The organism is Kribbella sp. NPDC059898, from assembly GCF_042730855.1.
Taxonomy (GTDB): domain Bacteria; phylum Actinomycetota; class Actinomycetes; order Propionibacteriales; family Kribbellaceae; genus Kribbella.
Map to the genome: position 1 here is coordinate 41,451 of NZ_JBHWKR010000025.1, position 22,125 is coordinate 63,575.

Sequence of the window (22,125 nt, forward strand, 5' to 3'; positions counted from 1 at the left end):
AGGGGGCCGATTCAGCTTGCCTTCGGTTCCCGCAGCTGGTCGTCGTACAGCTCGCCGAGCAGGCCGAGATCGTCGCCGCCCGCGGCCAGATAACCGACTGGGTCGCTCAAGCGACGTACTCGCTGCTCGATGAGGGGCAGGTAGTCGACTTCGCGCTCAACGGCGATGCAGCGGCGCCCCTCGCGAAGGCATGCCTCGACGGTGGTGCCGCTGCCGGCGAACGGCTCTAGTACGACGCCATCGGCCGGGGTTACCAGGCGGATGAGCCAACGCATCAGATCGACGGGTTTGACTGTCGGGTGCGTGACCAGGTCGTCCGGAGATTCCAGGAAGTACTGCTGCAGGTGGTCAGGTATGTCCTCCTTCTTCAGATCACGCAAGCGCTTCTCCTTCCTCTCCTGCGGCCTTGGCCAGTTCCTGCGCCACGTACTCCTGTTCGGCGGGGGACAGGTCATCCCTCAGCCGCATCGTGTGTCGACGTACGTGCACTCGCTCGCGGTTGTCCGGCTTCGGTTGGTACCTGAACACCGGGAATGAGCGGCTGGGGTGTCCATCGCGCCGCTCGCTGACACCGGCGCTGTCACGGTCGAACATCTCGGCGCTCGAGGTATCGAAGCCGACGTTCGTTGGCCAACGGTCTGGTTCGCCTTCGTCTCCAGGTGTTCGGCAGTGGTCGATGTTCAAGCCGCCGACGCCGTAGGCCATGACGTTGCCCGCGACCGTGCCCTTGAAGGGCTTTCGCGCGACGACACAAGGCTCGAAGGCCGGCTTCAGCGTTGTGCCGAGGCCTGGGTAGCGGGCCGCGGCTTCGGGGTCGACGCGGGCGATCGCAGCGGTCAGGTTGTTCGACTTCACCTGGCCCGTGGCGTAGATCCACGCGATCGAGTCCCGCACATGGAAGCCGGCATCCTCGATACCGGCTGCCAGACGGTGCCAGGTTCGGCTACCACCGAAAGCCAGAAGGTGCCCGCCGGGCTTGAGGACCCGCAGGCACTCGGCTGCCCAGAGGTGGACCCAGTTCTGGAAGCCGACGCCGTGCTCTGCGGCGCGGTGCGTGGCTTTCCAGGGGGCGTCCCAGTCGAGGCCGTCGAAGTGCAGGCCGTACGGCGGATCGGTGACGACAGCGTCGACGGACTCGGCCGGCAGCCGGGAGAGCACATCGAGGCAGTCGCCGTGGTGGAGTTCAACGTTCGGCAGGGGAGACATGTCCTCCAGTGGAGGCAGGAGCGGCGCCGCGGCGTACCGCATCTTCCAGGTCATCTCCGGCGCCGCGCGGGATGTCTGCCGCCGCAGGGAGCTGACCCAAGGATGTCTTGCCGACACGCCCATATGTGACATCTCGCATGCGGTTTCTCGCATATCCTGGTTATGCGAGATTCCGCATATACCTGGAGGTTGCGATGACTGAAGCACCGCGAGAGGCGAAGGCCTATCCGAACGTTGGCTTCGAACAGCCGATGCTGGAGGACTGGTTCGACACGCTGGAGTACGCCGTCGACCTGCTGCGATCAGGCAGCCTGAGGCTGGACGGCTCGCGCGATCCTGCGACCCTGAACGCCCTCAGCACCTGCCTGATCCACCTGGTTTCCAAGCTCCAGCCCCGGCTCGACGGAACGATCGACGCACTCCTGGTCGCACAACGCCTGGCCGGCGGATCGTGGAACGAGCTGTCACGCGACACGGAGGAGGCGATCGGCACGCTCCGGTCGCGGGTGAAGAAGATCGAGACCGATGGCTCCTACTGGGCCAAGTGGGCGCGTGGCGAGCTCAATCCGCACCACGAGCGGTACCCGGTCGAACTCACCGCGCCGACCACCGACTGGGACACCGACAAGCCGGTCGGCGCGCTGCTCGCGTACGTCGATCGCCTGAACGCGCAGGACGCAGCCGACGAGCGGGCCGGCAAGGGCGTCCGGCTCGGGCGGGAGGGCGTGGAGTTCCAGCTGGGAGAAGCCGGCCGGGACTTCCTCAGTGCGATCGCGCCTCTCCGCCCACCGACCGGGCCGATCCAGGGTGGCGTCCGTTCCCTCGACCCCGAGCTGGTGGTCCAGCTGGTCCCCGCGTACGGCGTCGACGGGTGGTGGCACCTCCAGATCCCGCCGCACTCCAGCCGCCTCGCTCAGACCTACATGATCGAGCAGGCCGACGCCGCCCGCCTGCTCGCCGCGGCAACCGCCGACCCGATCATTCCCGGCCGCGGCGAGGCTGCGGGTCAGGACGAAGGGAGCGATCGTGGCTGAAGCCGCACACCTTCGTGTCCTGAAGCTGCGCGCCGAGCTCGGGATCTTTCACACTGCCGGTGAGCTCACGTACGGCGCGGACAGCGACGATCCCGGCAGCGCAGACGAGGCCATGGGCCAGGTCCATCACCTGCTCGGCGCTGCGGCGACCGCCTTGCAAGGAGTCGTGATCAAGCAGGCAGACAGGACCCTGCTCAGCGACACGATCCTGCTCCAGGCCACCGAGGACCTCGAGGACGCCGTACGGATGCTCGGGTACGACAACCGGCGCACCATTGCCGCGCCTCTGGCCTGGGATCTCCTCAAGCAGCTCGTACTGGCCAGCGTGGCGGTCGGGCGTCTCGCCGGGCGCATCCAGGCCGACCTGCCAGCCTCGTTGGCCGAGTACGACGTCTTCGAGGACGACGAGGCACGAGACCCGACTACCAGCGTCAGCGAGGCCGGCAGGCACCTCGGTCGCGCCCGGGACCTCGCCGAGCAACTGGCCAAGGAAATGCAGGCCGCGCAGAAGGCGATCAACGGCCAGAGCCACAACGGACCCAAGGCCGACATCGCGACGCAGAGGCCCTCGTTGTGAAGCGCGGGCTTGGAATCCAGCGGCGGCGTACGCCGGGGTGGAGGCTGCCGGACGGAGCCGTGATCGTGGACCGGACCAGCAGCTGGGGCAACCCGTTCACGACCAAGGACATCCTGGCCGAGGGCGTGGCCGCGACCGAGGGGGAGGCCAGAGCCATCGCCGTACGGAGGTACGCGGACTGGCTTGACGGGAACGGCCCGGACGACCATCCACTCACCCCGAAGCGCTCGGTGTCGAGGGCCTGGATCCTGGCCCACCTTGAGGAGCTGGCCGGCAAGGTCCTGGCCTGCACGTGCCCGGTCGACGAGCTGCCCTGCCACCGCGACGAGCTGGCACGCCGGGCTGCCGAGCGCGCGGTCTATGCGGAGCGGGCTCAGTTGGTCGCGTTGGTGTCCGCGTGCTTCTGGGCTGCGCGAGCGGTCGATCCGGGCGAGCCGATGTGCCCCGACGTGATCTACCTCGAGACTCCGCAGGGGCAGCTCAGCTGGCATCTGGCCGCGGTCGACGTCGAGCGGTTCTTCAGGCACGTCGAACTGGTCGACGAGGGCCATGAACGCGCCCAGTGGGACGGCCACAGCACAACCGAGAAGTACCGCAGGATCAGCGAGCTGACCCAGCAACTCGCAGCGAAGCAACGCGAGGCGGACGAAAACCAGGCTGGTGCCACGATGATTCTTCCGCGGCTCAACCCGACCGACTGGGAACACATCAACGAAGCGTTGACCTGGCTCAAGGTGTCAGTCCGGGACGATCCCGATGGCTGGCCCGAAGTCACTCCCGCATCCATCGAGATCACCTGGGAAAAGACCGTCGTACGGCTGCCACCGACGTCTCGCCTTCTGGCTCAGCCCGGATCCCCCCATCTCAATGACGATACGTCCGAGGACACTCCATGACCGAAACCGTTCTATGGGTCCCCTCGGCGGTCGCAATCCGCGTGAGTGTCTCTCTCCTTCCCGACCCCGCGCTCATCGCCGCGGTAGATGACGCATGGACCACGCTGGACGTCCTGATCGACAGTCCGGCCGGACGACGACACCACCCGTGGGGACAGAACCTCGGCGCTCTCACGGTCTACGGACTGTGGGCGGCACTGGAACTGCGGGAGCGACAGCTGACCTCACCTGAGTCGCGCCGCGAGCAGGTCAGGCGAATCGCAGCTCGCCAGTACGACTTCAGGCACCTCGCGAGCGACTCGATCCAGCTGCATCCCGCCGCGGGACCCGACCGCATCCTCTGGAGTGCGTGGCGCTCCACACAGTGGCTGAAGCCCTCCTGGTGGGGATCCAAAATCCACCAGCAGCATCGGCGAGAACTAGAACAGACATACCCTTGCCATTTGACAAGTCGCTAGCTAAGCTCACCTTGCTGAATAGCAAATCTCCGCCGCGAAGGGAACCCCGATGACCCAGCAGTTCGAAGAGCGCGCCTGGACCGCCGCCCGCACCCTGTCCATCGATATCGACAGAGTGGAGACCACGAACGAGCCCCGCCTCGCCGGGAACGCCGTCGTACCGATCGCCGACCTCGAGAAGGTCGCGCGGCGGGTCGAGGCACTTGAGACGGCTCTCGCCAACGCGGAACGAACCGCCCGGCACACCTCAGCGATGCTGGAGTCGGGCCGATGAGGTGGCTGCAGCCCGATGAAGAGCGCAGGGCCTTCCGGTTCCGGATGACCCGATCCGACCGGCGACGGTGGGAGGCTGCACGGTCGCTGGCTGAGGTTGCCACCCTGACCGCCGAGTGGCTGGAGGGCGGGATCGAGTCTCAGCCGGGATACCAGCCTGGCTACGGGCCGGCAGCTGAGACCGCCGGCCTCATCGGCGTACTGGCGGCAACCAACCGGGCTGGCCTGCTGACGCACGGATCGCAGCCCGGCGAAGAGGTCACGGACGACGACGGCCGGGTCTGGCGGCAGCGCGCGGCCGTTGATCTGCATGTCCCGACCGGGCTCGCTGAACGACTCATCGACCAGTTCCGCGGCACCGGGCTCACCGTGATCAGGGAGAGCCGCATCCTCGGCCGCGACGTCATCGGCACGGTGGACATGCTCAGGCACGACGGCGCGCTGGGGTGCACCACCTGCGACGGTGTGCCCATGACGGCCTTCGGCGGACGTGAGCCGGATCGGTCAGTCAGATTCCGCTACGCCGGGCTCGACGGCGACGCGGTCGACGAGATCTGCGCCGCTGACCAAGTCACCATCGCCGACACGGCCTGGGGCCGCAACGACCGGCTCTGGCCTCTGCTCGAGGCCGCCGTTGCCCAGCACCACAACCCTCGAAGGACAGACCACCCGTGAACATCGCTGACCCCGACAACTGGAAGATCCACCACCTGCTCGACAAGACGAGCCTGAAGTGGGTTCTCGCCGTCGCGCTCGAGCGACACGACGAGGTACCCGAGCTCGACCCCCCGCTGCGGTCCGGCGACCGGCACCGGGCCGCGATCGAACTGCACGACACTCAGTGGGCGATCCTGCGGGATCTCATCGACAAGTACGACCTCGACTCGGTCCTGCGATCGGTGCTGCTGAGGGCGGGGAAGCTCAAGCCCCTCGAGTACGACACCGTCCACGACATGTTCGCCCGGGCGACAGCTGAGCTCGAGCTCATCGACCTGCCCGAGAACCCCATGCCGCCGGTCACGATCACCGAGGTCGCCAACGAGAGTCGCGAACAGGTGAGCGTCGAGCTGACCTTGTCGATGAGCCAGGAGCAGAGCGAGGCTCTCGACGAGGTGTTTCCGCCGTGGGCCTCGGGCAACGTCTGGGCCACCAGGTACGCGAATCTGACCGGCGAAGACGCGCTACAGCTGCACGACTGGCTCGACACCGTCGAGTACGCCGTGCACCTGCTGCGGTCGGGGTCGCTCAAGCTCGACGGGAACCGCGATCCGGCGACCCTGCAGGCATTGGACGCCTGCATCAAGGACCTGGTGATCGGGCTGCAGCCGCGGTTCGAGGGCGTCGTCGCCGCGCTGTACCTGGCGCGTAACACGGCCGGGGGATCGTGGGTGGAACTCGCGAAGCTCACCGGTACCGCCTCGACGACGCTGCAATCCCGCGTGAAGAAGATCCAGGCCGACCCGCAGTGGGTCGACTGGGCGACCGGTGCCCAGAGCCCCGACGCCGATCGGCACCCGGTCGTACTCCACACCCCGCAGTCGCCGGAGCCGAGTGCGCCGGGCAGCCGGCGCCGCGTTCAGGCCGCGACCGGGACTACCGCTGAGGACGGCCGACGATGAGCGGCACCATCAGGCGAACCCCGCCGAACCCGATCGTGCTGTGTGGCGGCATCGCGACCGAGACCATCGGAACCGAACTCGTTCGGGTCGTCGAGGGCCACCAGCCCGAGTTCGTCCGCGCGAGCCACCAGGGCCGACTGCGGTGGTACGGCTGCAGCTGCTGTCCGGAGCCGCGGCACGGGGGTGGCTGGCGGCGGATGTGGCTGGCCAAGGGCTTCGAGCAGCACGTCCGGGCCGCGGTCGTCGCGACGTTGTTCCAGGTGCCCGCGGACGGACGCCTGAGCGACCAGATGGACACCGACACGAAGGTTGGAGGTCCCACGACTCCGCCACCCGCACCGGGGAGGTCATCGAGTTCCTGGACTGGCTTCTGGCCTGGGACGACGTCCATCCGCCCGCGGGAGACCAGCCGACGTTCCCCCAGGTCCTCAACCGCGCGCACCAGGTGTGGTCAGCACTCGGGCTGCCGCCCGACTGGCGCCCGGGCTCCAACACCGCATCGCTGTAACCCGGCCCCGGCCGGCAGGAGTGCCTTCAACACTCCCACCGGCCTTCTTGGGTCCCCGCGAAACCTGACAGGAAACGGAGACTGATCGATGGTAGTAGCAGTCGCATCATCCGCCGACGCGTTCAGCTGCGTGGGCGTAGCTCTCTACGGCGCTCACGCTGTAGCCGACCACTGGGTCCAGACCAACGGTCAGGCCACCCGGAAGGGTCACCGGGCGCCGGAGGGCGTCCATGCCTGCTTGGCGCATGTCGCCTCGTACACCGTGGTGACGGCCGCGGTGGTCGCGCTGGTCTGGCATCTGTTCCAGCTGCCGATCACGCCCGCCGGATTCATCACCGGACAGGCGATCTCGGCCGCGACGCACTACTGGGCCGACCGACGATTCCCGCTCAAGGCGTTGGCTGAAGCGCTCGGGAAGGGCGAGTACTACGAAGCCGGCGGCGCCTACCAGCTGGACCAGTCCTGGCACCTCGGATGGCTGCTCGTAACCGCGATCGTCACGGCAGCACTCTGACCAGGGGAGCCATCGTCATGACCGAGATCGCACGCCGACAGCCCACCAACGAGCCGGCCAGCGCCTCGAGCGGCCATGCAGCCATGCGGCGGCGCATTCTGGCCGCCCTGCTCGAGCACACCATCACCTTCGACCGGATCTGCTTCTGCGGTCAGCGCTTCGCGCCGTGGCAGCCAGGCGAGAAGGTCGAACATCTTGCCGCGGTAATCGCCGAGGCGACCGGGCTGAAGCAGGCCTGGTCGGTCGGGGTCCTCGCAATACACGCCGGCCAGGTGCAGGGCACGGAGCCTCGTTGTGCCTGCGGGGCCGAGGTCCGTGAGACCAGCCTGGACGCCGCCGCCGAGCACCAGGCCGAGGCGCTGACTGCCGCCATTCCAACAGTGAGCATCCAGCTCTACCTCAATTGGGCCAGGACCCGGGCCTCCGAACAGCGTCTGACAGCCCCAGACGCCCGGCTGGCGCACGTTCTGGGCCACGGCGTCAGGTGAGGGCGTGTCCGGCCCCGTCGAGGCTTCAGATCGCCGTACAGCCCTCACAGCTGCTGCCGGGCCGGGCGCGGCTGGCAGGCCCGCTGATCTTCGGGGCCTGCCGGACGGGCTGTAGGCGCCGGCGTACGAAAACTGTCGGGGCCGGCCGCCACACTCACAACCGACAGTCGCAGAGCAGAAACCGTCAGCTAGCAGGGGAGGGCATCGTCGGATGACGGAAACCACGATCGTCGAGAAGGTCAGGTCTGAGCGTCCGATCGGTGCCGGCCGTTGCGCGGACCGGCTTGGTGCGCGCCTGGGCCTGGACGTCGCGCCTGCCGACATCGGCACCCTCGCCGAGGCGGGCCACCTGGCCGTCGTCGACGTGTTCGTGAAGAAGGGCCGCGGCTACGACCTGTATGCACCGGCGGACATCGACGTGCTGACGCCCGAGCAGGTGCAACCGGTGATCGATGAGCGAGCCGCGTGGGTGGAACGGTCGCAGTCGCTTGACGAGGCCGCGGAGTCGCTGGGATGGCACTACCGCGAGCTGAAGGCGGTCATCGACGATCGCGAGCTCGAGGTCCGGATGGGCCGCATTGCCCGGACCGACGTGGAGGCTCTGGCTGGCGACGAGGAGCTGCGTGCGGACCGGCTGGTGACCGCAGACAACGCCGCGGTGATCCTTGACGCCGACCGGCGGCACTTCGACATCTGCGTCGAGGCTGGGTGGATCGCACCGAAGACCCACCACGCAAAGCAGATCAGCCGCTACAGCTCGGTGTCGGTGCCGCTCTACCGCACCGGCGACGTCGAGGCGCTGCTCGATCTCCCGGACGTGAACTGGCACGAGGTTCGTGAGACCCCGAAGGGTGAGCGGTCGCCGCTGCTGGACCTGGTCGGTGGCCGCGCCCCGACCCGCGCGAAGGCGATCAGGGCGTTTCTGCGGGACTTCGGCGACGAGCACTCGATCGAGATGTGGGCCTGGTGGGTGCCCGGCCCAGATGTGTGGGAGATCGACTGGGAACGCCTTGACGGCGGACCAGGCAAGGACGACGTGCTCGCCGCGATCGAGGACCGGCCCGCGGTGGCCCACTACCTCAGCGACCTGCGGCTCAACTCCGCGGCCGGCGCCGCGGTGCGGTTCGCCCGCGCCATGCTCGAACCCGGCCGCGCCGTCGTGCTCGACACCGAGACCACCGACCTGTACGGAGCGGTCTGCGAGATCGCCGTCATCGACGCCTGCACCGGCAAGACGCTGCTCGACACCCTCGTCAACCCCGGCGTGCCGATCGAGCACGGCGCGTATGTCGTGCACGGCATCACCGACGCCGAGGTGACCGCTCCCGGAGTGCCGGACTGGCCGACCGTCTACAAGCGGCTCCTGCGGGTCACCAAGGACCGGATCGTGCTGGCGTACAACGCCGGCTACGACCGCGGCGTCATCGCCGCCGACTGCCACCGCCACGGCATCCGCCGCACCCGCCTGGCCGACCCCAGCCACTGGGCCGACGTCATGATCCCCCGCTCTGACCACGCACACTCCCGACGCTGGCTACCCAACGGCGGCGGTCACCGCGCCCTTGGCGACGTCGAACAGACCCGCGAGCACCTGATCCGCATGACCGCTCCCTGATTGCTTCGGCCAGTGCCGGCGAGGTGACGACCGGTCCCGAAGGTCCGAGGCGGTGTCACGGGCGGTCGGGGGCGGCGCGGAGGTCCTTACCGGAGACCCAGCGGACCCGCTTGTCCTCGCCGCAGAACCGGCCGAACCACTCACCGTCCTGCCTGATCCAGACGTCAACTTCACCGGACTGCCAGTCGGCTCGGTCGGCCGCCTTAGGCTCTTCGAGGCGGCGAACAGAATCCGGGTTCCGGGGGCCATGGGCGTCGTACTGGATCTCCAGGTCGGAAGCTGCCCGTAGAGCTTGTTCTTCGTCGACGAGACCACTCTGCCGCCAGCCATGTACAGCGCCGTCCCAGACCCCATAGGTCCCGGATCCGTCATCCGTCAGCTGCACCCTGAACCGTTCCCGCACTCCAGCAGAGTAACGCAAAATCGAACATATGTTCAGATGCTGCATTGCACAATGACGGCACAGTCGGCCGCAGGCCGTGCCGGGGTGAGGAACGTCGTCACCGGCCGCCAATGGCCGCTGCGTTGTGTGTCTGGCTGGTCACCTACTGCTGTTCTAGGCTGACCGGGTGGACATGGGAACTGCTGATTCGCAGGATCTTCAGGATTCGCGGGAAGGATCGTCAGCGCGTGAAGAGCGTGTGGCGCGTGCGCGGCGGGAGTTTCGGGATGCTGCGCGGCGGGAGGTGCCGTTGCAGTACGGCGTGACCCTGGGCCGTGACCTGGTCGACGAGATGGTGACCGCGACGGTGGTCCGGGTCCCCGAGACCGATTGGAGGCTGGGGGCTTGCGAGCATGTCTCGCCGTGGGCGGAGACCTGGCACCGAGTGCAGCACATCTACCTCGACAAGCCGGCCGACTTCCTGGGTGTTGGTGCGGCGGCCAGATTCCGGATCTGGGATGAGGCCCCGGGAATCGACGATCTGCGATGGCTGGAGACCTGGGGGAGAGTCTTACCCAACGGCGAGGGCCTGACGGCGCCTCAGTTGGCGTGGCCTTCCCTGGCGGCTTGGCTGGGCAAGCATGAGGTGTTGGCCGTCCTGCGCCGAGATGCCAGTGCCATGCGGGTCAAGATGCGGGCCTCGGGCGAACCCAAGCCGGGGTACGAGACCTATCGGGGACGCGTCGGGATCGGCGTGTATCCAGCGGTGCTGAATGCCTGGCACACGCACTGGCCGCTGCTTGGCGGGCTTCCGGATCGGATTCGGATCGTCTACATGAACGGCGACGACGATCATGTCGCCGAGCTCGAGGTTGTCCAGGACCCGTTCGCCGAGCCCTTCCCGCCGACCGAGCGCCACTTGCCGGACTGGTGGGACAACGGAGACCCCTGCGAGATCGGTCCTGTACCCCGATGAGCGATGAACTCCCGCCGGACCATCGGATCCTCGAGCACGAGCGGCGTCAGGCGGCATGGCTGCTGGACTGGCGAGACGAGATCGACGGGGTCGAGCGGTACGCCAAGACGCCGGTGCAGCAGTTCGAGCAGGCCCGGATCGCGCCAGAAAACGTGGTCGGCCGGTTGGGACCGGAGCTGACAGCGATGGCGCGGTTCGCACGTCGCGAGTGGGCAACGGCAGTACGGATGAGGGCCAATCCGGCGATCGCCGACAAGGACGTGGAGTGCTGGAACAACCGGGCCTGGGGCGCGTGCGATCTTCTGGCCTTGGGGCTGGGCGTGCATCTCGATCTGCCGTACGCGGAGGCGATGTGGCTCGCCGAGGGCCTGACCGGATACGAAATAGGAGCCACCCTCACTCAGGGCCCTCCGCGAGAAGGGCCGGTGACCCGGGCATGAAACGGTTCTTCTCGACCAGACCGGGCCACCCGACCAGGTGGCGATCACCGTACGGGAAGCTCCACCTGTACCTGACTGCTCCGGCGGCGGTCCGGGAGCAGGCCGCCCGGTACCAGGAAGCGATGGCCGACCACGAGCAGCTGGTCAGCCGGCAGCCGCTGCAGTACCTGCACTGGACCGTGCAGATGATCGAGCACCACGTCGACGAGCTGCCAGTGGGTCTTCCGGACACCCTGACAGAAACCCTGAAGCGGCAGCTCACCGATCGGCCGTTGCCGCGGCTCCAGCTGACCACCGGCCCGGCCGTTGTCGGGGTGCACGGTGTCACGCTGTGGACCCCGCCACCAGCCACGGTCTTCCTCGACCTGGTCCACCGCTGCCGAAACGCGGTCGAGACCGTCCTCGGCGGATCAGCGCTGGCGCCGCTGTCTCCGCACTTCGCCCCGCACATGGGCCTCGGCTACGGGCTGGTCGACGGCGATTCCGACCCGCTGATTCGCAGCATCAAAGACACCTGGATCGAGCCGGTAACCTCCATCATCACTGCCGTCGATCTCGTCGCCGTCGACCAGCACCCCGAGCAAGGGACCTTCAGCTGGCAACCGATCAGTACCATCGACCTCACCTAGGAGGCCGCTCAACCGAACTGACACAACCGCAGCCGCTGTATTCCGAGCAGTGAAGACCGCCGGGGCAGACGGCCTGTCAGGGCCCGGAGTCTTCAAGTAGTTCGGTGTGAGCCGTGAGGGCTGACAGTGCCCAGGCCAGTGATTGTCGGGTTTCGGTGAGGGCCTGGTCGTGCTGCTCGCGGTTGCCGGCGAACAGTGCTGTCATCGCGGTCTGGGCGTGCCACTGGGCAAAGTCCAGGTGCCCGGGGACCTGGTTGATCGGGTCCGGCATGTCGACTTGGTCCGGTTCGTACGTCCAGCGTTGGGCCTCGTAGTAGTAACGGTCGGCTGGTTGGTAGCGGCGGCGGTCGGCGGCGATCAGCTGGTGGGCATGGAGCGTTCCGCACGCGAACAGCCTCGGGTGCTGTCTGCGGTTGTCGCCTACGCCGAACAGGCTGTCCGCCTCGACATCCGGAGCGCCTGCCGAGTCGGGGCCGCTGGACGGATCGCTCCCGGGGGCAGTCTCCTGGTCACTGGCCGGGTCCTGTGTCCAGGGGTGAAGCGACCAGGGCGTGATCTGGATCCGAGTTGTTCGCGCGCATCCGGGCGCCGCGCAGTTGGCCTGGACAAGATGGTCGGCGTGCACGCACTGGGCGCAGTAACAGAACCTGTTGTGGACACACGCAGAATCTGTGTCGGCCCTTCGGCCTGGCCGCGGTTCGCCATCGGCGTCCCGGCTGCCGCAGTCGCAGTCGGAATCGGATGTTCCCGGCGACACCAGCTCACCGAACACGTCGATCCGATCCGCCGGTCCCGGTGCCCATGCCTCGCGCAGGAGGTCAACCGCAGCCCGCACGGCTGCCCGCGATGCCCAGGTCGCCATTTGTCGTCCTTTCGTACGCCCCGGTGCCGGTCAGAAACCCTGCTCCCGACCGATTCTCTTGTCGGCCGACGAGATGATCCGGGCCTTCGCGGGGATCTTCACCTCCGACACGGTCGGGCCCCAGGTGTTCTCGCCGATCGTCACTGTGCAGCGCAGGCGCACAGTCACTCCATCGGCCGATGGGGACAGCCACAGCGCCGGCCGGGCGGTCGTCCCGGCTGTCACACGGCCGAGTACGACCTGCGGGTTGTAGTTGAAGATCGTTTCCGCGAGGCCTGCGCTGAGCCCGGTCGCCTCGGTGAGAGGTGTACCTGCGGCGAATTCGAGGCTGCAGGAATCGAGGTCCTGATCGGTTTCGACCAGGAGTTCGTACCCGCGGGGTTTGGCACGTTTGCGGCCAAGGCGGACGGTCACTGTCGGCTGTGCGCCACGATGCCACTCCCGCCGGGCAAGCTCGCGGACAGCGGCGGCCTCGGCCAGCGCTTCGCGAGCGATGTCGTTGCTCTCATCGGCCCGCTTCACGGCGTCGACGGCGGCGTCGGCCTGGCGCTTGGCTTCCTTCGCCTGTTTAGCGGCGTACGCGGCCGCGAGCCCGGCGACGACTAGCGCCACGACGGCAACCCCCACGCTCAAGATGTCCGTCAGTGAAATATCCCCCCTGATGTGCATGACCCGAACCGTAGCGCTCGTGCCCGCCTGGGAAGAGGAACGGCCAGGTCGACAGGCTCACTTCGACCAGATGACACCTTCCGCGCAGACCTGCAGCAACCGCCGGACATCGGCAGTGCGGGCTGCTGCAGGCCGCGCCCCGGCGCACTGGGCTTTTTCTGGGCACCGTGTTTCACTGATGCCATGCCCAGTAAAAGCCCAGTCCGATCCGAGGTCGTGGAGGCCGTACGCGGTCTGCTGCGGCGAGGTCTCCCGGCCACGTCTGGCACGACCAGTGCAGGGCTGCTGAACCTGAGGGGAGTTGTCGCAAGATCGGTGGATCCGAGCGACGACGTCAGTCGTTCGGCCGCGTTGAACGGCGTACTGCGGGCGATCCTGGCCCGTTTTCCGAACGCCCGGTACGCGGCCTCGGCCCGGATCCTCTTCGGCCTGCAGCCGGCAACGCCAGGCCTCAACCTGACGGCTCGGCGTGAGCTGGCTGCCGAGCTGGCCGGGCACGAGGTGCATCACTTCCGGAAGCGTGTCGAGCCGCGGCTGGTGGAGATCGTCGCAGAGGAGCTACTCGCCGATGCCGAGCAGTTCAACCGACCGACCCTTGTCGCTCCTCGGCTGGCAGGTGGCGATCGCCGGGAGACGATCGTTGCCGACCCGTTTGCGTGGGAGGTCGCCGAGCACGAAGAGCACCTGGCGCGGTTGTGGGCGGCTATCTACGCGGCGCGCTCGGCGCTGCTCACCGTAGAGCGCCTGGTCAGCTTGGAGGCCGAGAGTTCCGCGATCGACCGGGCGGCTGTGACTGCGGCCTGGCGCTGGGCAACCGCCAGGTTCGAAGCGCTGCTCTACACGTCGGGCTTTGCCGGCGACCAATCACCCGACGACCTGGTTGCCCTTGCCGGGTGGACCCCGGCCTTGACCAGCGACCAGGCCGACACACTCGTCGACGCGGTGCGAGGCGGCAGCGCGACCCGTGCACAGTTCGTGGCTGATCTGCATGACGAAACCGAGCTGAGCATCGCCTGGATCAACGGGTTCCGGGCAGCGCCACTCACCGAACCGGAAGGACTCAACGCGTGACCACCAACCCAGCCCTTGCGGAGGCCCTCGAGGCAGCCGCCAGCGGGGCACCACGCCGATACGTCATCACCGGCGGCCCGTCGTCGGGAAAGGACGACCTGCTCGAGGCAGTTCATGCCGCGGGGATCCCTTGCATGGTTACCGAGCCGGGACGCGAGATCTACCGCAAGCACCGCGAACGACTCGGCCGGCACCTTCAGAAAGAAGATCGACGGGAGTACTCGCTGGAGGTACTCGAAGCCTTCATCGCCGAGTACGAGGCACACACTCACGGAATCCGCTTCTACAACCGCGGCATCCCGGACGGCTACGGCTGGGAGGGGTTCTTCGGGCTGCGCCCGACCGACGAGCTGGAGAAGGCAACGCAGGCCTACCGGTACGACGCCGTGTTCGTCCTGGATCCCCTCGACCGGTTCGAGGACGCCGACGACGTCGTGTGGGCCAAGGATCGCGAGATCCGCCGCGTGCACGAGCTGATCGTCCAGGGCTACTACGACGCCGGCTACGAACCCGTGTTCGTCGCCGCCGACTCCGCGACCGCGCGGCTCGACTTCATCTGCTCCAACCTCCGTCTGCCCCGCCCCAGCCGAGGAGCCTGACCAATGGCGACCCCCTCCATGTCCTCGCCTCTGTCTTCGCCCACGTCGTACGAGACGTCGCTATTGCTATCGCCCAACAGCGTGCTGGCCAACGCGTTACTGCGGTCGATCGACCTGCTCCGGCCGCGCGTACTGTCCAACCGGCCAGCCCGGATCGAGTTCGTGGTCGGCACCCAGATCAACGGTGCCCCTCACCTTGGTACGAACCTCGTCCAGACCGCCGCGTTCTTCCTGGCGAAACTGGCCCGACGCGAATTCTCGATCGACACCACGGTCCGCTTCGGAGCGCTGGACAACGCGCCGTATGACGTCATCCTCGACCCCGAGACCCACACCGCGTACCAGCAGACCTACTTCCATGCCCTGGGCAAGGACAAGATCAGCGAGCTGATCGACACCTACTACCGAGCCTTCTTCGACTCGGTCTCCGAAGCCACCGACACGGCGTACGCCGTCGAGACCTACACCGATCAGCAAGCCACACCGGCGTTCCGGGCCGAGTTTTTGCGCTCGCTGGAACACCTAGACGACATCCGCTGGTGGCTGGCTCCCTCGCACGGGACTGTTCACGTCCGCATCCCCTGCCCGCAGTGCGGCTGGGCACAGAAGCGCGCAGACCGTACGAAGCTGACCCGCCTCGACGAGGACGGCGCCACCTTCACCGCGGTGTGTCTCGACCACGGGACCTACGAGGCCCACGTCGACCCCGAAGACGACCAGCCGTACCTCGACCTGGCCACCCTCTACCGAAACCTGGTCAAGGAGCGCGCCGGGGGCCGAGGTGACTCAACGCTGCAGGTCATGATGAAAGGCGGGGACTGGGCGTTCGGCTGCCAGCTCGTCGACGGCGCACTCGGCGCACTCGGTACGCCTGCACGGCAGATGCCGATCCGGGTCTTCACACCCCAGGTGCTGGCTCCGACCGGAGCCAAGCTGTCCAAGTCGCTGCTGCGTGAGCACGGCCGCGGCGCCCTGCCCGCCGACGTCGAACCATGGATGCTCGACACCACCGCCTGGCCCGGCACGGTCGACAACTACGTCGACGCCCTCGTGTGGCTGGTGTCGGAACTGCTCGGGGACCCCAAACACTTCTTCCGATCGTTCACCGTCAAGGAGCTAGGCCGACTCATGACCGCGCGACCTACCAAACCCCTGATCCGGGCCCACGAGATGGGCATCTACAAGCGCTACTTCGACCTGATCGCCGCCGGCCGCAAGACCACCGAGATCCGGGTCAACGATTCCAGCCGCAAGAACATCAAGCCCGGCTCGCTGATCCGGTTCCGTTGCCAGGGCGACGAGGTCCTGACCCGCGTCACCAGAGTCGCCCGGTACACCGACTTCGACGCGATGTTCGACTCCGAGTCCGTCGCCTCGGTCAACCCGCTCGCTACCCGGGAGGAGCAGCTCGCCAACATCCGCCAGATCTATCCCCCCGAGCGCGAAGCGCTCGGCGTCGTCGCCATCGGAATCGAACTCACCGAGCCACCCTCGACCGGCGATCTGCATTCGTGAGCACCGGGCGGTGGCCATCGACGTGGCCCGAATTGGCAGCGAGCGGGCCCTGGACAGTAGAAGAGCAAGGCCAACAGGTCAAGCTTGTCCTGGACGTCGACGGCAAGGCCGGACGGTACCGAATCGAGTTGTTCGGCCGACCCGCGGGCCGAGCACAGATGCACGCATACCTGCTGAGTGGTGACGGCCGGAACCTCGACAGCTACCTTGGTCTGCCCGAGCCCTCGGCCTGTCGGCGGGCCGCGATCTGGGCCGAGAACCTTGCACTGGGCAGGAATTGGATCTGCGCACCGAGGGTTGCATCGGCAGCCAGTCGACTACGGGAGGTCTCGTGAATATCCAGCAGCAGACGGGCAGTGACACGGCACGCCTCCGGCACGCGCTGGCTGAGCAGCTGGCCGCGGCCGGCGTACTGCGCTCTGCAGGGTGGCGGGCTGCGGTCGAGGCCGTCCCGCGGGAACTGTTCACGGGGGACTTCTTCACTACCACCGAGCCCGATCGTTCGCAGGTCACGCTCTACAGCCCATCGACGTCGCTGGATCCGGATCAGCAGCTGGAGCTGGTGTACTCCGACGACACCTGGGTCACCCAACTGAATGGCGACACCTGGCCCGGTGACATCACGAAGCCGCGGACCGGTACCCCGACGTCGTCGTCGACCATGCCGAGCCTCGTGGTACGCATGTGGGAGGACCTCGACGTCTCGCCCGGCCAGAAGGTGCTCGAGATCGGCACCGGCACCGGGTACTCCACGGCGCTCGGCAGCCACTACCTCACCGGCGACAGCATCTGGTCGATCGAAGTCGATCAGGCCGTCGCCGAGCGGGCCGCCGCTGCCCTGCGCGCTGGCCGGTACCACCCGCACCTCGTTGTGGGTGACGGCTTGGCCGGCTACGCGCCGGCAGCGCCGTACGACCGCGTCATCGCTACCTGTGCGTTGCGCAGCATCCCGCAGGCCTGGGTCGAGCAGACGCGCCCGGGCGGCATCATCTTGGTCACCCTGGACGGGCGGCTCGGGGCCACCGGGCTCGCCAAGCTCGAGGTAACCGGGCCGGAGACGGCTGAGGGAGCGTTCATCGATCCCGACGTCGGCTTCATGCCGGCGCGGACACGTCGCCCTGAAGAGGTCCTGACGATCCCCGACACCTCGTACGACGCCGCCTTGGGCTATCGGCCCACGGAGGCCGGGCCCGACGTGTTCGACGGACCGAGCGCGCTGCTGCGGGTCATCCAGCTCGCCGCGCCCGAGGCTCACTACATGTACACCGACCCGGAGTGGGGGATGGGGCTGCCGGAGCATCTGGTGATCGAGTCCGACCGGTCGTACGTCCGGTTCCATCGCGACAGCACGAGCCCGTCCGGGTGGGCCGTTCAGCAGGGTGGCCGGCGGCTGATCTGGGACGTCGTCGAACCGGCGATCGCTTCCTGGCGCAGCGCGGGAGAACCGGAGCTGACCGCGTTCCGGATCCAGATCACCCCTGATCGGCAGACAATCAGTTTCGGCTCCGAGGAAGGCTGGGAGCTCCCGCCGGTGTAGTACGACGCTGCCCACAGCACCTCGTGATCGGGGGCTGTGGGCAGCGTCGTCGTGCAAGGTCAGCTGGAGATTGGCTGATCGCCTGGGCTCGCCGAGCTTCGCTGGCGCACGTCGCCGCGGCGCAGTCGGCGGAGTTGGTCGACGGCGTTCACGGCGCTGACCGCGGCGAGGATGATCCAGAGCTTGCTTCCGTGTGCCGCTTGGGCCAGGGAAAGCCCGCTCGTGAACGAGGTGAACGTCAAGGTCAGCCGCTGTCGCCTGGATTGCCGCACGACGGCAACGTGCGGCCCGGGCGCCGGATTGGGAGCGGTGGAGCTCATCAGACGGCCTTCTTCTTCAGCTTGCGGCGCTCCCGCTCCGACAGACCGCCCCAGATACCGAAGCGCTCGTCGTTCTGCAGCGCGTACTCGAGGCATTCGCCCCGGACGTCGCAGCCGAGGCACACCTTCTTGGCCTCGCGGGTGGAACCGCCCTTCTCCGGGAAGAAGGCCTCCGGGTCGGTCTGGGCACACAGTGCCCATTCCTGCCAGTTCGGCTCCTCCTCGATCGCCTCACCGTCGACGAGCGCCATCAGTTCGTTCATGAGCGGGACTCCTTCCTCGTGGTCTCGCGGGCCGCTCTGGCGGCCGGGGTGTGCAGGTGGGGGCAGCAGGCCCCCATGCAGAACTTGTGCTTCGTGGGCCGGCACCAGTCCTTGCAGTGATCGGGATCGGGACGGGGGCCGCGGGTCATCGTTCGTCCCAGGTGAATGGGGTCTGGTAGGGGCCAGGCGGAAGACCGGGCACGACGCCGAAGGGCCGGGCCGGGTCGGTCTTCGTCAGCGGTACGGCGAGGCCGATGCGGTCCGCACCGTGCATGACGGCGTGGAGGTCACTGTGTTTGCCCTGCAGGCGCTGGACGCCGGCGCCGACCAGGTAGAGCGCGGTGATGCGCTCGAGGGCGAACACCGACCCGCTTGGGCGCGAGGAGAGTCGGGCGTGGAGTGCCGCTTCGAGCGCCGGCGCACTGCGCGGGGTGAGCGCGACTGTGCATGCCCACAGCCGGTTGATGCCGGTCAGCCGGTCGCGGCGGATCATCACGTGACGGTCGCTGACGTACTCGGTGCCGTCGACGTCGAGGATCCACAGGTCGAGCCGGTGGTGCTGGCTGGTGCGGGCCCAGCCGAAGACTTTGCGGGCGTCGACGAGCGGTGAAGTGCTCGCCTCTTCCCGCGGATCGAGTTCCGCCACGAGAGGTGGATTGGGTGCCATGATGGGCTCCTCCTACCTGGTGTGTCTGGGTGGGTCGGCGACCGGACCTGTGGGCCTCTAATCCGTTGGTCCGGTCGCTGTTTTCATTCGGCGTAAGTCGTTGCCGCCGTCTTCGATCGGCGATGTCGCTCCTACGTGACCCAGTACCTTCGACGACCCGTGGTCACTGACGGCAATGCAACTAACACACTAATTACTTTAAACCTATGCAACACGCTCGTCCAGCGGTCGCGTGTTTGGGGGGAGCGGCCGGCCAGGTCTACTGCTGGAGCTGGGGCGAGGACACCAGGTGCGGGTGGTTGCGGGCGACATAGGCGTTCACCTGGTCGCCGGTCAGCGTGTAGTGCTTGCTCAGCATGGCCGCGAGCCCGGCGATCGCGGCCCAGCACCTCGAGATGAAGCTCTCCGCGGGTGCCAGCCCGGTTTCTGGGTCCAGCTCGAACCTGGTGGTCCACCGGTCGATCTCGACAAGGTCAGATGCTCCTTGCCATGCCAGGTCGACGAGGTTGGCTTCGGTTACCAGCCCGAGTTCCTCCAGACGGCGCAGGGCCGCACGTTGGCCGGCCCAGAGCATGGTCAGATGGTCGACGACGGGCGCCGACCAGGGCCCGAGCGCTGTTCCCCCGGCCGGGCTGTCGACGATGTCTACGGCGTGCCGTTCGATGCTCACGTGTTCGACGGGGTGACCGACCGCAACGGCGGCCACCGTGTGAGCGGCCTCGTGATAGGCGCTGAGGCTCTCGAACTGCCACGGCGCGAGGTCCGGCAGGACCTTGACCATGAGCTGTGGGCACAGTCGGTCACGGTTCGCCGAGCATTCCGGGCAGGTCACGCTCTCGAACAGTGAGTGGGGCGTACGGAAGATGGGCCAGCGGTCGACCGCGATCCGCCGATGCCGGCGGCACACCAAGTCCGCAAGGCGTAGCTTGCCGGCTGGTGTGGTCGGGAGCATTGGTCCAGGATTCCCGGTCACGACTGACTGTGCTCTGCGGTACGGCGCGGCTCGTCGACGTCGCGCGGGGCGGCGGTGGGAAGGTCCGTGGCAAGGATCGCGAACTCGCGGCCGATCTTGCGGGCCGACAGGGTGCCGAGACCGATCCGCTGCAGCACGGCCTGGCGGGAGGCGCCGAACGCTTCCGCGGCCTCGGTGACGCTGGCCAGCGGCGGGACGTTCTCCCACTTCGCCAGGTCGGCGAGGGCGCCGGCGGTCCCGGTGCTGATCGCCTCGATGTCACCATGGCCCTCGAGCGCGACGAGAGCATCGGCCGCGGCCCGGGCGGCGGTGGTTGCGGTGATCGTCAGTGTGACGGCCTGGAGGCCACCGGAGGCCGTCTGTACGGTCGCGGTGGGGACGAACTCGTCCTGGATCTGCAGGCCCGGTGTGGCCGGCCGGATCAGGGCGTGGACGGTGTAGTGCTGCATGGTCGTGGTCCTTTCTGGTCGGTGGCGCATGGGGTCCTTGTTCCAATGGCCGGGGTGGATTTCTGGGCAGTACGTCGAGCCGGTCGCCTCGTGGCGCCATGGGAACTTCGGGTCCGGGCGGCCGATCGCGATGTGGCAATTGGTGCAGGAAGCACCAAGGTCGGTCGGTGCGGTGTTGGGTCGGGCGGCTGCAAAGGTGACCGGTCGGGGTGGCGGTGCGGCTTCGTAGACAGCAGTCTTGACCGTCCAGCCATCGGCTTCGAGAGCAGCGATCCGCTCGGGCGGGAAGGTCTCGTGGAGGTGGCCTGGCCAGTGGAACGGGTAGGCGATGGGTTCGCCTTGGAGTCCGCAGATCTCGGCGTCGCGCCAGGCGACGCGGGTCGTTCCCCAGGAGGGTTGGTCCGGGGTGGATTGGCCTGGGTCGTAGAACTGCCGCCAGCGCAGCCGGTAGCCGTACTCACGGTCGTTGCGTCGGGCATCGACCTCCCACATGAGCACGGCCGTGGGCTGAAGGGCCCCGTAGTAGTCGAGTTCGGCTCGCAGCGCGGCGCGGTTTGCTGACTTCACAGGGCGCTCATCGGTCGGCATCCGCTGCATGTCTCCTCCCGGGCGTTCGCGAGGGCGAGGTCGATCTGGGCTCGGACTCGTTCGGGGTTTGCGCGGCCGGTCCCGGCACGGATCGCCACGGCGGTTAGTGCTGCGGCGAGGTCGGTGCTGAACTCGATTGGGTGGCAGGTGGAGAGGTGCGCCAGCCATTCGCGTACGTCGGTACTCCAGGCGCCGAGCTCTTCCAGATCGGCGTCGGCCTGGTTGTCCTCGGCCACGCAGCAGTCGCGGTAGCAGGCGGCATCAGCCAGCTCGTCGACCTCGGCCCACAGACCCTCGTTGGCACGCATTGCCTTCCGGTCGGCGTACCAGCGCACGTACCAGGGCGTGACCTTCAGCGCGAGCCAGGCTGCGGTGTTGGCGGCGTTCCAGGCGGGGGTTTCGTCCCGGATGCCGGCGCGCAGGTCGAGCAGGCATTGCTCGGCGACCTGGCGGTCGGTGGCGATGACCTCCTCGACGGCGTTGCGGGCGCCGTCGAGGAGGTTGCGCAGCTTGGTGGTCAGGCCGGTCATGACGGGCCTGCCTGGTCGCGCAGCGCCTGCAGGTAGCCGGCTACGAAGGTCTCCCGATTGGCCGGGGTGTCTTCGACGTCGTGGCGGTTGTCGAACGCGGCCTGCGCCGCGGCCATGCGGCTGGCTGCGGGTGCAGGAGCCGTGGCCGGAGCGGATCGGTTGAGCAGCAGCGTCACTGCGGCCTTGGCGAACTCGTCCATCAGGAGCGAGCGCTGCTCCAGGAGGTCCATCTTCGCGGCGACGACGTGCTCCTGGTACTTCGGATTCCTTTCGGCCTCCACGTACAACGGCGCCAGGCGTCGCTGGCTCGCCTGCAGGTGCTCCGAGTGCTCGGCGACCAGGCGCTCCAGCTCGCGGTAGATCATCCAGCGTTCCACCATCACATTCCCCTTCCTTGCTGTTCGACAAGATCATCATATGCTGATGACTTGCTAATTGGCAAGGTTATGTGTGACACTTGTGGCACG

The 22,125-nt window shown here is 67.6% G+C and carries 29 protein-coding genes; 17 read left to right on the plus strand and 12 right to left on the minus strand.

Annotation, left to right across the window (positions count from 1 at the left end):
- Positions 1–11: 11 nt before the first annotated feature.
- Both ACFV9C_RS42185 and ACFV9C_RS42190 read right to left on the minus strand, forming a co-directional pair.
- Positions 12–380 carry a DNA methyltransferase gene (locus ACFV9C_RS42185; RefSeq protein WP_380203244.1) on the minus strand — a complete coding sequence of 123 codons (369 nt, stop codon included), beginning with the start codon at positions 378–380 and terminating at the stop codon, positions 12–14.
- Positions 373–1,260 carry a DNA-methyltransferase gene (locus tag ACFV9C_RS42190; protein WP_380203247.1) on the minus strand — a complete coding sequence of 296 codons (888 nt, stop codon included), beginning with the start codon at positions 1,258–1,260 and terminating at the stop codon, positions 373–375. The genes ACFV9C_RS42185 and ACFV9C_RS42190 overlap by 8 nt, the downstream gene beginning before the upstream one ends.
- 140 nt (positions 1,261–1,400) lie before the next feature.
- Between ACFV9C_RS42190 and ACFV9C_RS42195 the strand changes: the two genes are divergently transcribed.
- The 10 genes from ACFV9C_RS42195 (at position 1,401) to ACFV9C_RS42240 (ending at position 9,188) form a co-directional block, all read left to right on the plus strand.
- Positions 1,401–2,240 (plus strand): hypothetical protein, encoded by an 840-nt coding sequence (locus ACFV9C_RS42195; protein WP_380203249.1) that lies wholly within the window; start codon positions 1,401–1,403, stop codon positions 2,238–2,240.
- Complete coding sequence (locus ACFV9C_RS42200) at positions 2,233–2,817, plus strand: hypothetical protein (RefSeq protein WP_380203251.1); 585 nt, start codon at positions 2,233–2,235, stop codon at positions 2,815–2,817. The genes ACFV9C_RS42195 and ACFV9C_RS42200 overlap by 8 nt, the downstream gene beginning before the upstream one ends.
- Positions 2,814–3,713, plus strand: a complete 900-nt coding sequence (locus ACFV9C_RS42205) for a DUF4326 domain-containing protein (RefSeq protein WP_380203253.1) — start codon at positions 2,814–2,816, stop codon at positions 3,711–3,713. The genes ACFV9C_RS42200 and ACFV9C_RS42205 overlap by 4 nt, the downstream gene beginning before the upstream one ends.
- A complete protein-coding gene (locus ACFV9C_RS42210; protein ID WP_380203255.1) occupies positions 3,710–4,171 on the plus strand; it encodes a hypothetical protein in 462 nt (153 codons plus the stop codon). Before ACFV9C_RS42205 ends, ACFV9C_RS42210 begins: the two co-directional genes overlap by 4 nt.
- Before the next feature lie 49 nt (positions 4,172–4,220).
- Positions 4,221–4,445, plus strand: coding sequence for a hypothetical protein (locus ACFV9C_RS42215; protein WP_380203257.1), 225 nt, complete (start codon positions 4,221–4,223; stop codon positions 4,443–4,445).
- Positions 4,442–5,119, plus strand: a complete 678-nt coding sequence (locus ACFV9C_RS42220; protein WP_380203259.1) for a DUF6919 domain-containing protein — start codon at positions 4,442–4,444, stop codon at positions 5,117–5,119. Before ACFV9C_RS42215 ends, ACFV9C_RS42220 begins: the two co-directional genes overlap by 4 nt.
- The gene (locus tag ACFV9C_RS42225; protein WP_380203261.1) at positions 5,116–6,063 is read left to right on the plus strand and encodes a hypothetical protein; all 948 of its coding nucleotides are present in this window, start codon (positions 5,116–5,118) and stop codon (positions 6,061–6,063) included. Before ACFV9C_RS42220 ends, ACFV9C_RS42225 begins: the two co-directional genes overlap by 4 nt.
- A 596-nt stretch (positions 6,064–6,659) precedes the next feature.
- Complete coding sequence (locus tag ACFV9C_RS42230; RefSeq protein ID WP_380203263.1) at positions 6,660–7,085, plus strand: transcriptional regulator; 426 nt, start codon at positions 6,660–6,662, stop codon at positions 7,083–7,085.
- Positions 7,086–7,102: 17 nt separating this feature from the next.
- The gene (locus ACFV9C_RS42235; protein WP_380203265.1) at positions 7,103–7,573 is read left to right on the plus strand and encodes a hypothetical protein; all 471 of its coding nucleotides are present in this window, start codon (positions 7,103–7,105) and stop codon (positions 7,571–7,573) included.
- Positions 7,574–7,784: 211 nt separating this feature from the next.
- Positions 7,785–9,188, plus strand: a complete 1,404-nt coding sequence (locus ACFV9C_RS42240) for an exonuclease domain-containing protein (RefSeq protein WP_380203267.1) — start codon at positions 7,785–7,787, stop codon at positions 9,186–9,188.
- A gap of 55 nt (positions 9,189–9,243) precedes the next feature.
- On the opposite strand, the gene ACFV9C_RS42245 is transcribed toward ACFV9C_RS42240, so the two are convergent.
- The gene (locus ACFV9C_RS42245; protein WP_380203269.1) at positions 9,244–9,636 is read right to left on the minus strand and encodes a hypothetical protein; all 393 of its coding nucleotides are present in this window, start codon (positions 9,634–9,636) and stop codon (positions 9,244–9,246) included.
- Positions 9,637–9,757: 121 nt separating this feature from the next.
- On the opposite strand from ACFV9C_RS42245, the gene ACFV9C_RS42250 reads away from it, so the two are divergent.
- Genes ACFV9C_RS42250 through ACFV9C_RS42260 form a run of 3 tightly spaced genes read left to right on the plus strand, consistent with a single transcriptional unit; the run spans position 9,758 to position 11,615 of the window.
- Positions 9,758–10,546, plus strand: a complete 789-nt coding sequence (locus ACFV9C_RS42250; protein WP_380203271.1) for a hypothetical protein — start codon at positions 9,758–9,760, stop codon at positions 10,544–10,546.
- The gene (locus ACFV9C_RS42255) at positions 10,543–10,986 is read left to right on the plus strand and encodes a hypothetical protein (protein WP_380203273.1); all 444 of its coding nucleotides are present in this window, start codon (positions 10,543–10,545) and stop codon (positions 10,984–10,986) included. Before ACFV9C_RS42250 ends, ACFV9C_RS42255 begins: the two co-directional genes overlap by 4 nt.
- Positions 10,983–11,615: a hypothetical protein gene (locus tag ACFV9C_RS42260; protein ID WP_380203275.1), complete on the plus strand. Its 633-nt coding sequence runs from the start codon at positions 10,983–10,985 to the stop codon at positions 11,613–11,615. Before ACFV9C_RS42255 ends, ACFV9C_RS42260 begins: the two co-directional genes overlap by 4 nt.
- A gap of 76 nt (positions 11,616–11,691) precedes the next feature.
- On the opposite strand, the gene ACFV9C_RS42265 is transcribed toward ACFV9C_RS42260, so the two are convergent.
- Positions 11,692–11,886 (minus strand): hypothetical protein, encoded by a 195-nt coding sequence (locus ACFV9C_RS42265; RefSeq protein WP_380203277.1) that lies wholly within the window; start codon positions 11,884–11,886, stop codon positions 11,692–11,694.
- A gap of 621 nt (positions 11,887–12,507) precedes the next feature.
- Positions 12,508–13,089, minus strand: coding sequence for a hypothetical protein (locus ACFV9C_RS42270; RefSeq protein ID WP_380203279.1), 582 nt, complete (start codon positions 13,087–13,089; stop codon positions 12,508–12,510).
- Between the two features lie 372 nt (positions 13,090–13,461).
- Between ACFV9C_RS42270 and ACFV9C_RS42275 the strand changes: the two genes are divergently transcribed.
- The 4 genes from ACFV9C_RS42275 (at position 13,462) to tgmC (ending at position 17,868) form a co-directional block, all read left to right on the plus strand.
- The gene (locus ACFV9C_RS42275; RefSeq protein ID WP_380203281.1) at positions 13,462–14,217 is read left to right on the plus strand and encodes a hypothetical protein; all 756 of its coding nucleotides are present in this window, start codon (positions 13,462–13,464) and stop codon (positions 14,215–14,217) included.
- Positions 14,214–14,816 (plus strand): AAA family ATPase, encoded by a 603-nt coding sequence (locus ACFV9C_RS42280; RefSeq protein WP_380203283.1) that lies wholly within the window; start codon positions 14,214–14,216, stop codon positions 14,814–14,816. Before ACFV9C_RS42275 ends, ACFV9C_RS42280 begins: the two co-directional genes overlap by 4 nt.
- Positions 14,817–14,897: 81 nt before the next feature.
- Positions 14,898–16,331, plus strand: coding sequence for an ASCH domain-containing protein (locus ACFV9C_RS42285; protein WP_380203285.1), 1,434 nt, complete (start codon positions 14,898–14,900; stop codon positions 16,329–16,331).
- 331 nt (positions 16,332–16,662) lie between these two features.
- A complete protein-coding gene (tgmC, locus tag ACFV9C_RS42290) occupies positions 16,663–17,868 on the plus strand; it encodes an ATP-grasp peptide maturase system methyltransferase (protein ID WP_380203287.1) in 1,206 nt (401 codons plus the stop codon).
- 59 nt (positions 17,869–17,927) lie between these two features.
- Here tgmC and ACFV9C_RS42295 read toward each other — a convergent pair whose 3' ends face one another.
- The 7 genes from ACFV9C_RS42295 to ACFV9C_RS42325 form a co-directional block, all read right to left on the minus strand.
- The gene (locus tag ACFV9C_RS42295) at positions 17,928–18,188 is read right to left on the minus strand and encodes a hypothetical protein (protein ID WP_380203289.1); all 261 of its coding nucleotides are present in this window, start codon (positions 18,186–18,188) and stop codon (positions 17,928–17,930) included.
- Positions 18,188–18,451 (minus strand): WhiB family transcriptional regulator, encoded by a 264-nt coding sequence (locus tag ACFV9C_RS42300; protein ID WP_380203291.1) that lies wholly within the window; start codon positions 18,449–18,451, stop codon positions 18,188–18,190. Before ACFV9C_RS42300 ends, ACFV9C_RS42295 begins: the two co-directional genes overlap by 1 nt.
- Before the next feature lie 145 nt (positions 18,452–18,596).
- A complete protein-coding gene (locus tag ACFV9C_RS42305; RefSeq protein ID WP_380203293.1) occupies positions 18,597–19,118 on the minus strand; it encodes a hypothetical protein in 522 nt (173 codons plus the stop codon).
- Between the two features lie 259 nt (positions 19,119–19,377).
- Positions 19,378–19,899, minus strand: coding sequence for a hypothetical protein (locus ACFV9C_RS42310; protein ID WP_380203295.1), 522 nt, complete (start codon positions 19,897–19,899; stop codon positions 19,378–19,380).
- Positions 19,900–20,087: 188 nt separating this feature from the next.
- A complete protein-coding gene (locus tag ACFV9C_RS42315) occupies positions 20,088–21,107 on the minus strand; it encodes a hypothetical protein (protein WP_380203297.1) in 1,020 nt (339 codons plus the stop codon).
- Positions 21,104–21,658 (minus strand): hypothetical protein, encoded by a 555-nt coding sequence (locus ACFV9C_RS42320; protein WP_380203299.1) that lies wholly within the window; start codon positions 21,656–21,658, stop codon positions 21,104–21,106. Before ACFV9C_RS42320 ends, ACFV9C_RS42315 begins: the two co-directional genes overlap by 4 nt.
- Positions 21,655–22,038, minus strand: coding sequence for a hypothetical protein (locus tag ACFV9C_RS42325; protein ID WP_380203301.1), 384 nt, complete (start codon positions 22,036–22,038; stop codon positions 21,655–21,657). Before ACFV9C_RS42325 ends, ACFV9C_RS42320 begins: the two co-directional genes overlap by 4 nt.
- Positions 22,039–22,125 lie beyond the last annotated feature (87 nt).

Bases quoted from the DNA above. Each gene is read 5' to 3' on its own strand.
- ACFV9C_RS42190 (WP_380203247.1), bottom strand. From the start codon at position 1,260: ATGACCTGGAAGATGCGGTACGCCGCGGCGCCGCTCCTGCCTCCACTG.
- ACFV9C_RS42195 (WP_380203249.1), top strand. From the start codon at position 1,401: ATGACTGAAGCACCGCGAGAGGCGAAGGCCTATCCGAACGTTGGCTTC.
- ACFV9C_RS42210 (WP_380203255.1), top strand. From the start codon at position 3,710: ATGACCGAAACCGTTCTATGGGTCCCCTCGGCGGTCGCAATCCGCGTG.
- ACFV9C_RS42215 (WP_380203257.1), top strand. From the start codon at position 4,221: ATGACCCAGCAGTTCGAAGAGCGCGCCTGGACCGCCGCCCGCACCCTG.
- ACFV9C_RS42220 (WP_380203259.1), top strand. From the start codon at position 4,442: ATGAGGTGGCTGCAGCCCGATGAAGAGCGCAGGGCCTTCCGGTTCCGG.
- ACFV9C_RS42230 (WP_380203263.1), top strand. From the start codon at position 6,660: ATGGTAGTAGCAGTCGCATCATCCGCCGACGCGTTCAGCTGCGTGGGC.
- ACFV9C_RS42235 (WP_380203265.1), top strand. From the start codon at position 7,103: ATGACCGAGATCGCACGCCGACAGCCCACCAACGAGCCGGCCAGCGCC.
- ACFV9C_RS42240 (WP_380203267.1), top strand. From the start codon at position 7,785: ATGACGGAAACCACGATCGTCGAGAAGGTCAGGTCTGAGCGTCCGATC.
- ACFV9C_RS42245 (WP_380203269.1), bottom strand. From the start codon at position 9,636: ATGCAGCATCTGAACATATGTTCGATTTTGCGTTACTCTGCTGGAGTG.
- ACFV9C_RS42255 (WP_380203273.1), top strand. From the start codon at position 10,543: ATGAGCGATGAACTCCCGCCGGACCATCGGATCCTCGAGCACGAGCGG.
- ACFV9C_RS42260 (WP_380203275.1), top strand. From the start codon at position 10,983: ATGAAACGGTTCTTCTCGACCAGACCGGGCCACCCGACCAGGTGGCGA.
- ACFV9C_RS42265 (WP_380203277.1), bottom strand. From the start codon at position 11,886: ATGCCGGACCCGATCAACCAGGTCCCCGGGCACCTGGACTTTGCCCAG.
- ACFV9C_RS42295 (WP_380203289.1), bottom strand. From the start codon at position 18,188: ATGAGCTCCACCGCTCCCAATCCGGCGCCCGGGCCGCACGTTGCCGTC.
- ACFV9C_RS42300 (WP_380203291.1), bottom strand. From the start codon at position 18,451: ATGAACGAACTGATGGCGCTCGTCGACGGTGAGGCGATCGAGGAGGAG.
- ACFV9C_RS42305 (WP_380203293.1), bottom strand. From the start codon at position 19,118: ATGGCACCCAATCCACCTCTCGTGGCGGAACTCGATCCGCGGGAAGAG.
- ACFV9C_RS42310 (WP_380203295.1), bottom strand. From the start codon at position 19,899: ATGGTCAAGGTCCTGCCGGACCTCGCGCCGTGGCAGTTCGAGAGCCTC.
- ACFV9C_RS42320 (WP_380203299.1), bottom strand. From the start codon at position 21,658: ATGACCGGCCTGACCACCAAGCTGCGCAACCTCCTCGACGGCGCCCGC.
- ACFV9C_RS42325 (WP_380203301.1), bottom strand. From the start codon at position 22,038: ATGGTGGAACGCTGGATGATCTACCGCGAGCTGGAGCGCCTGGTCGCC.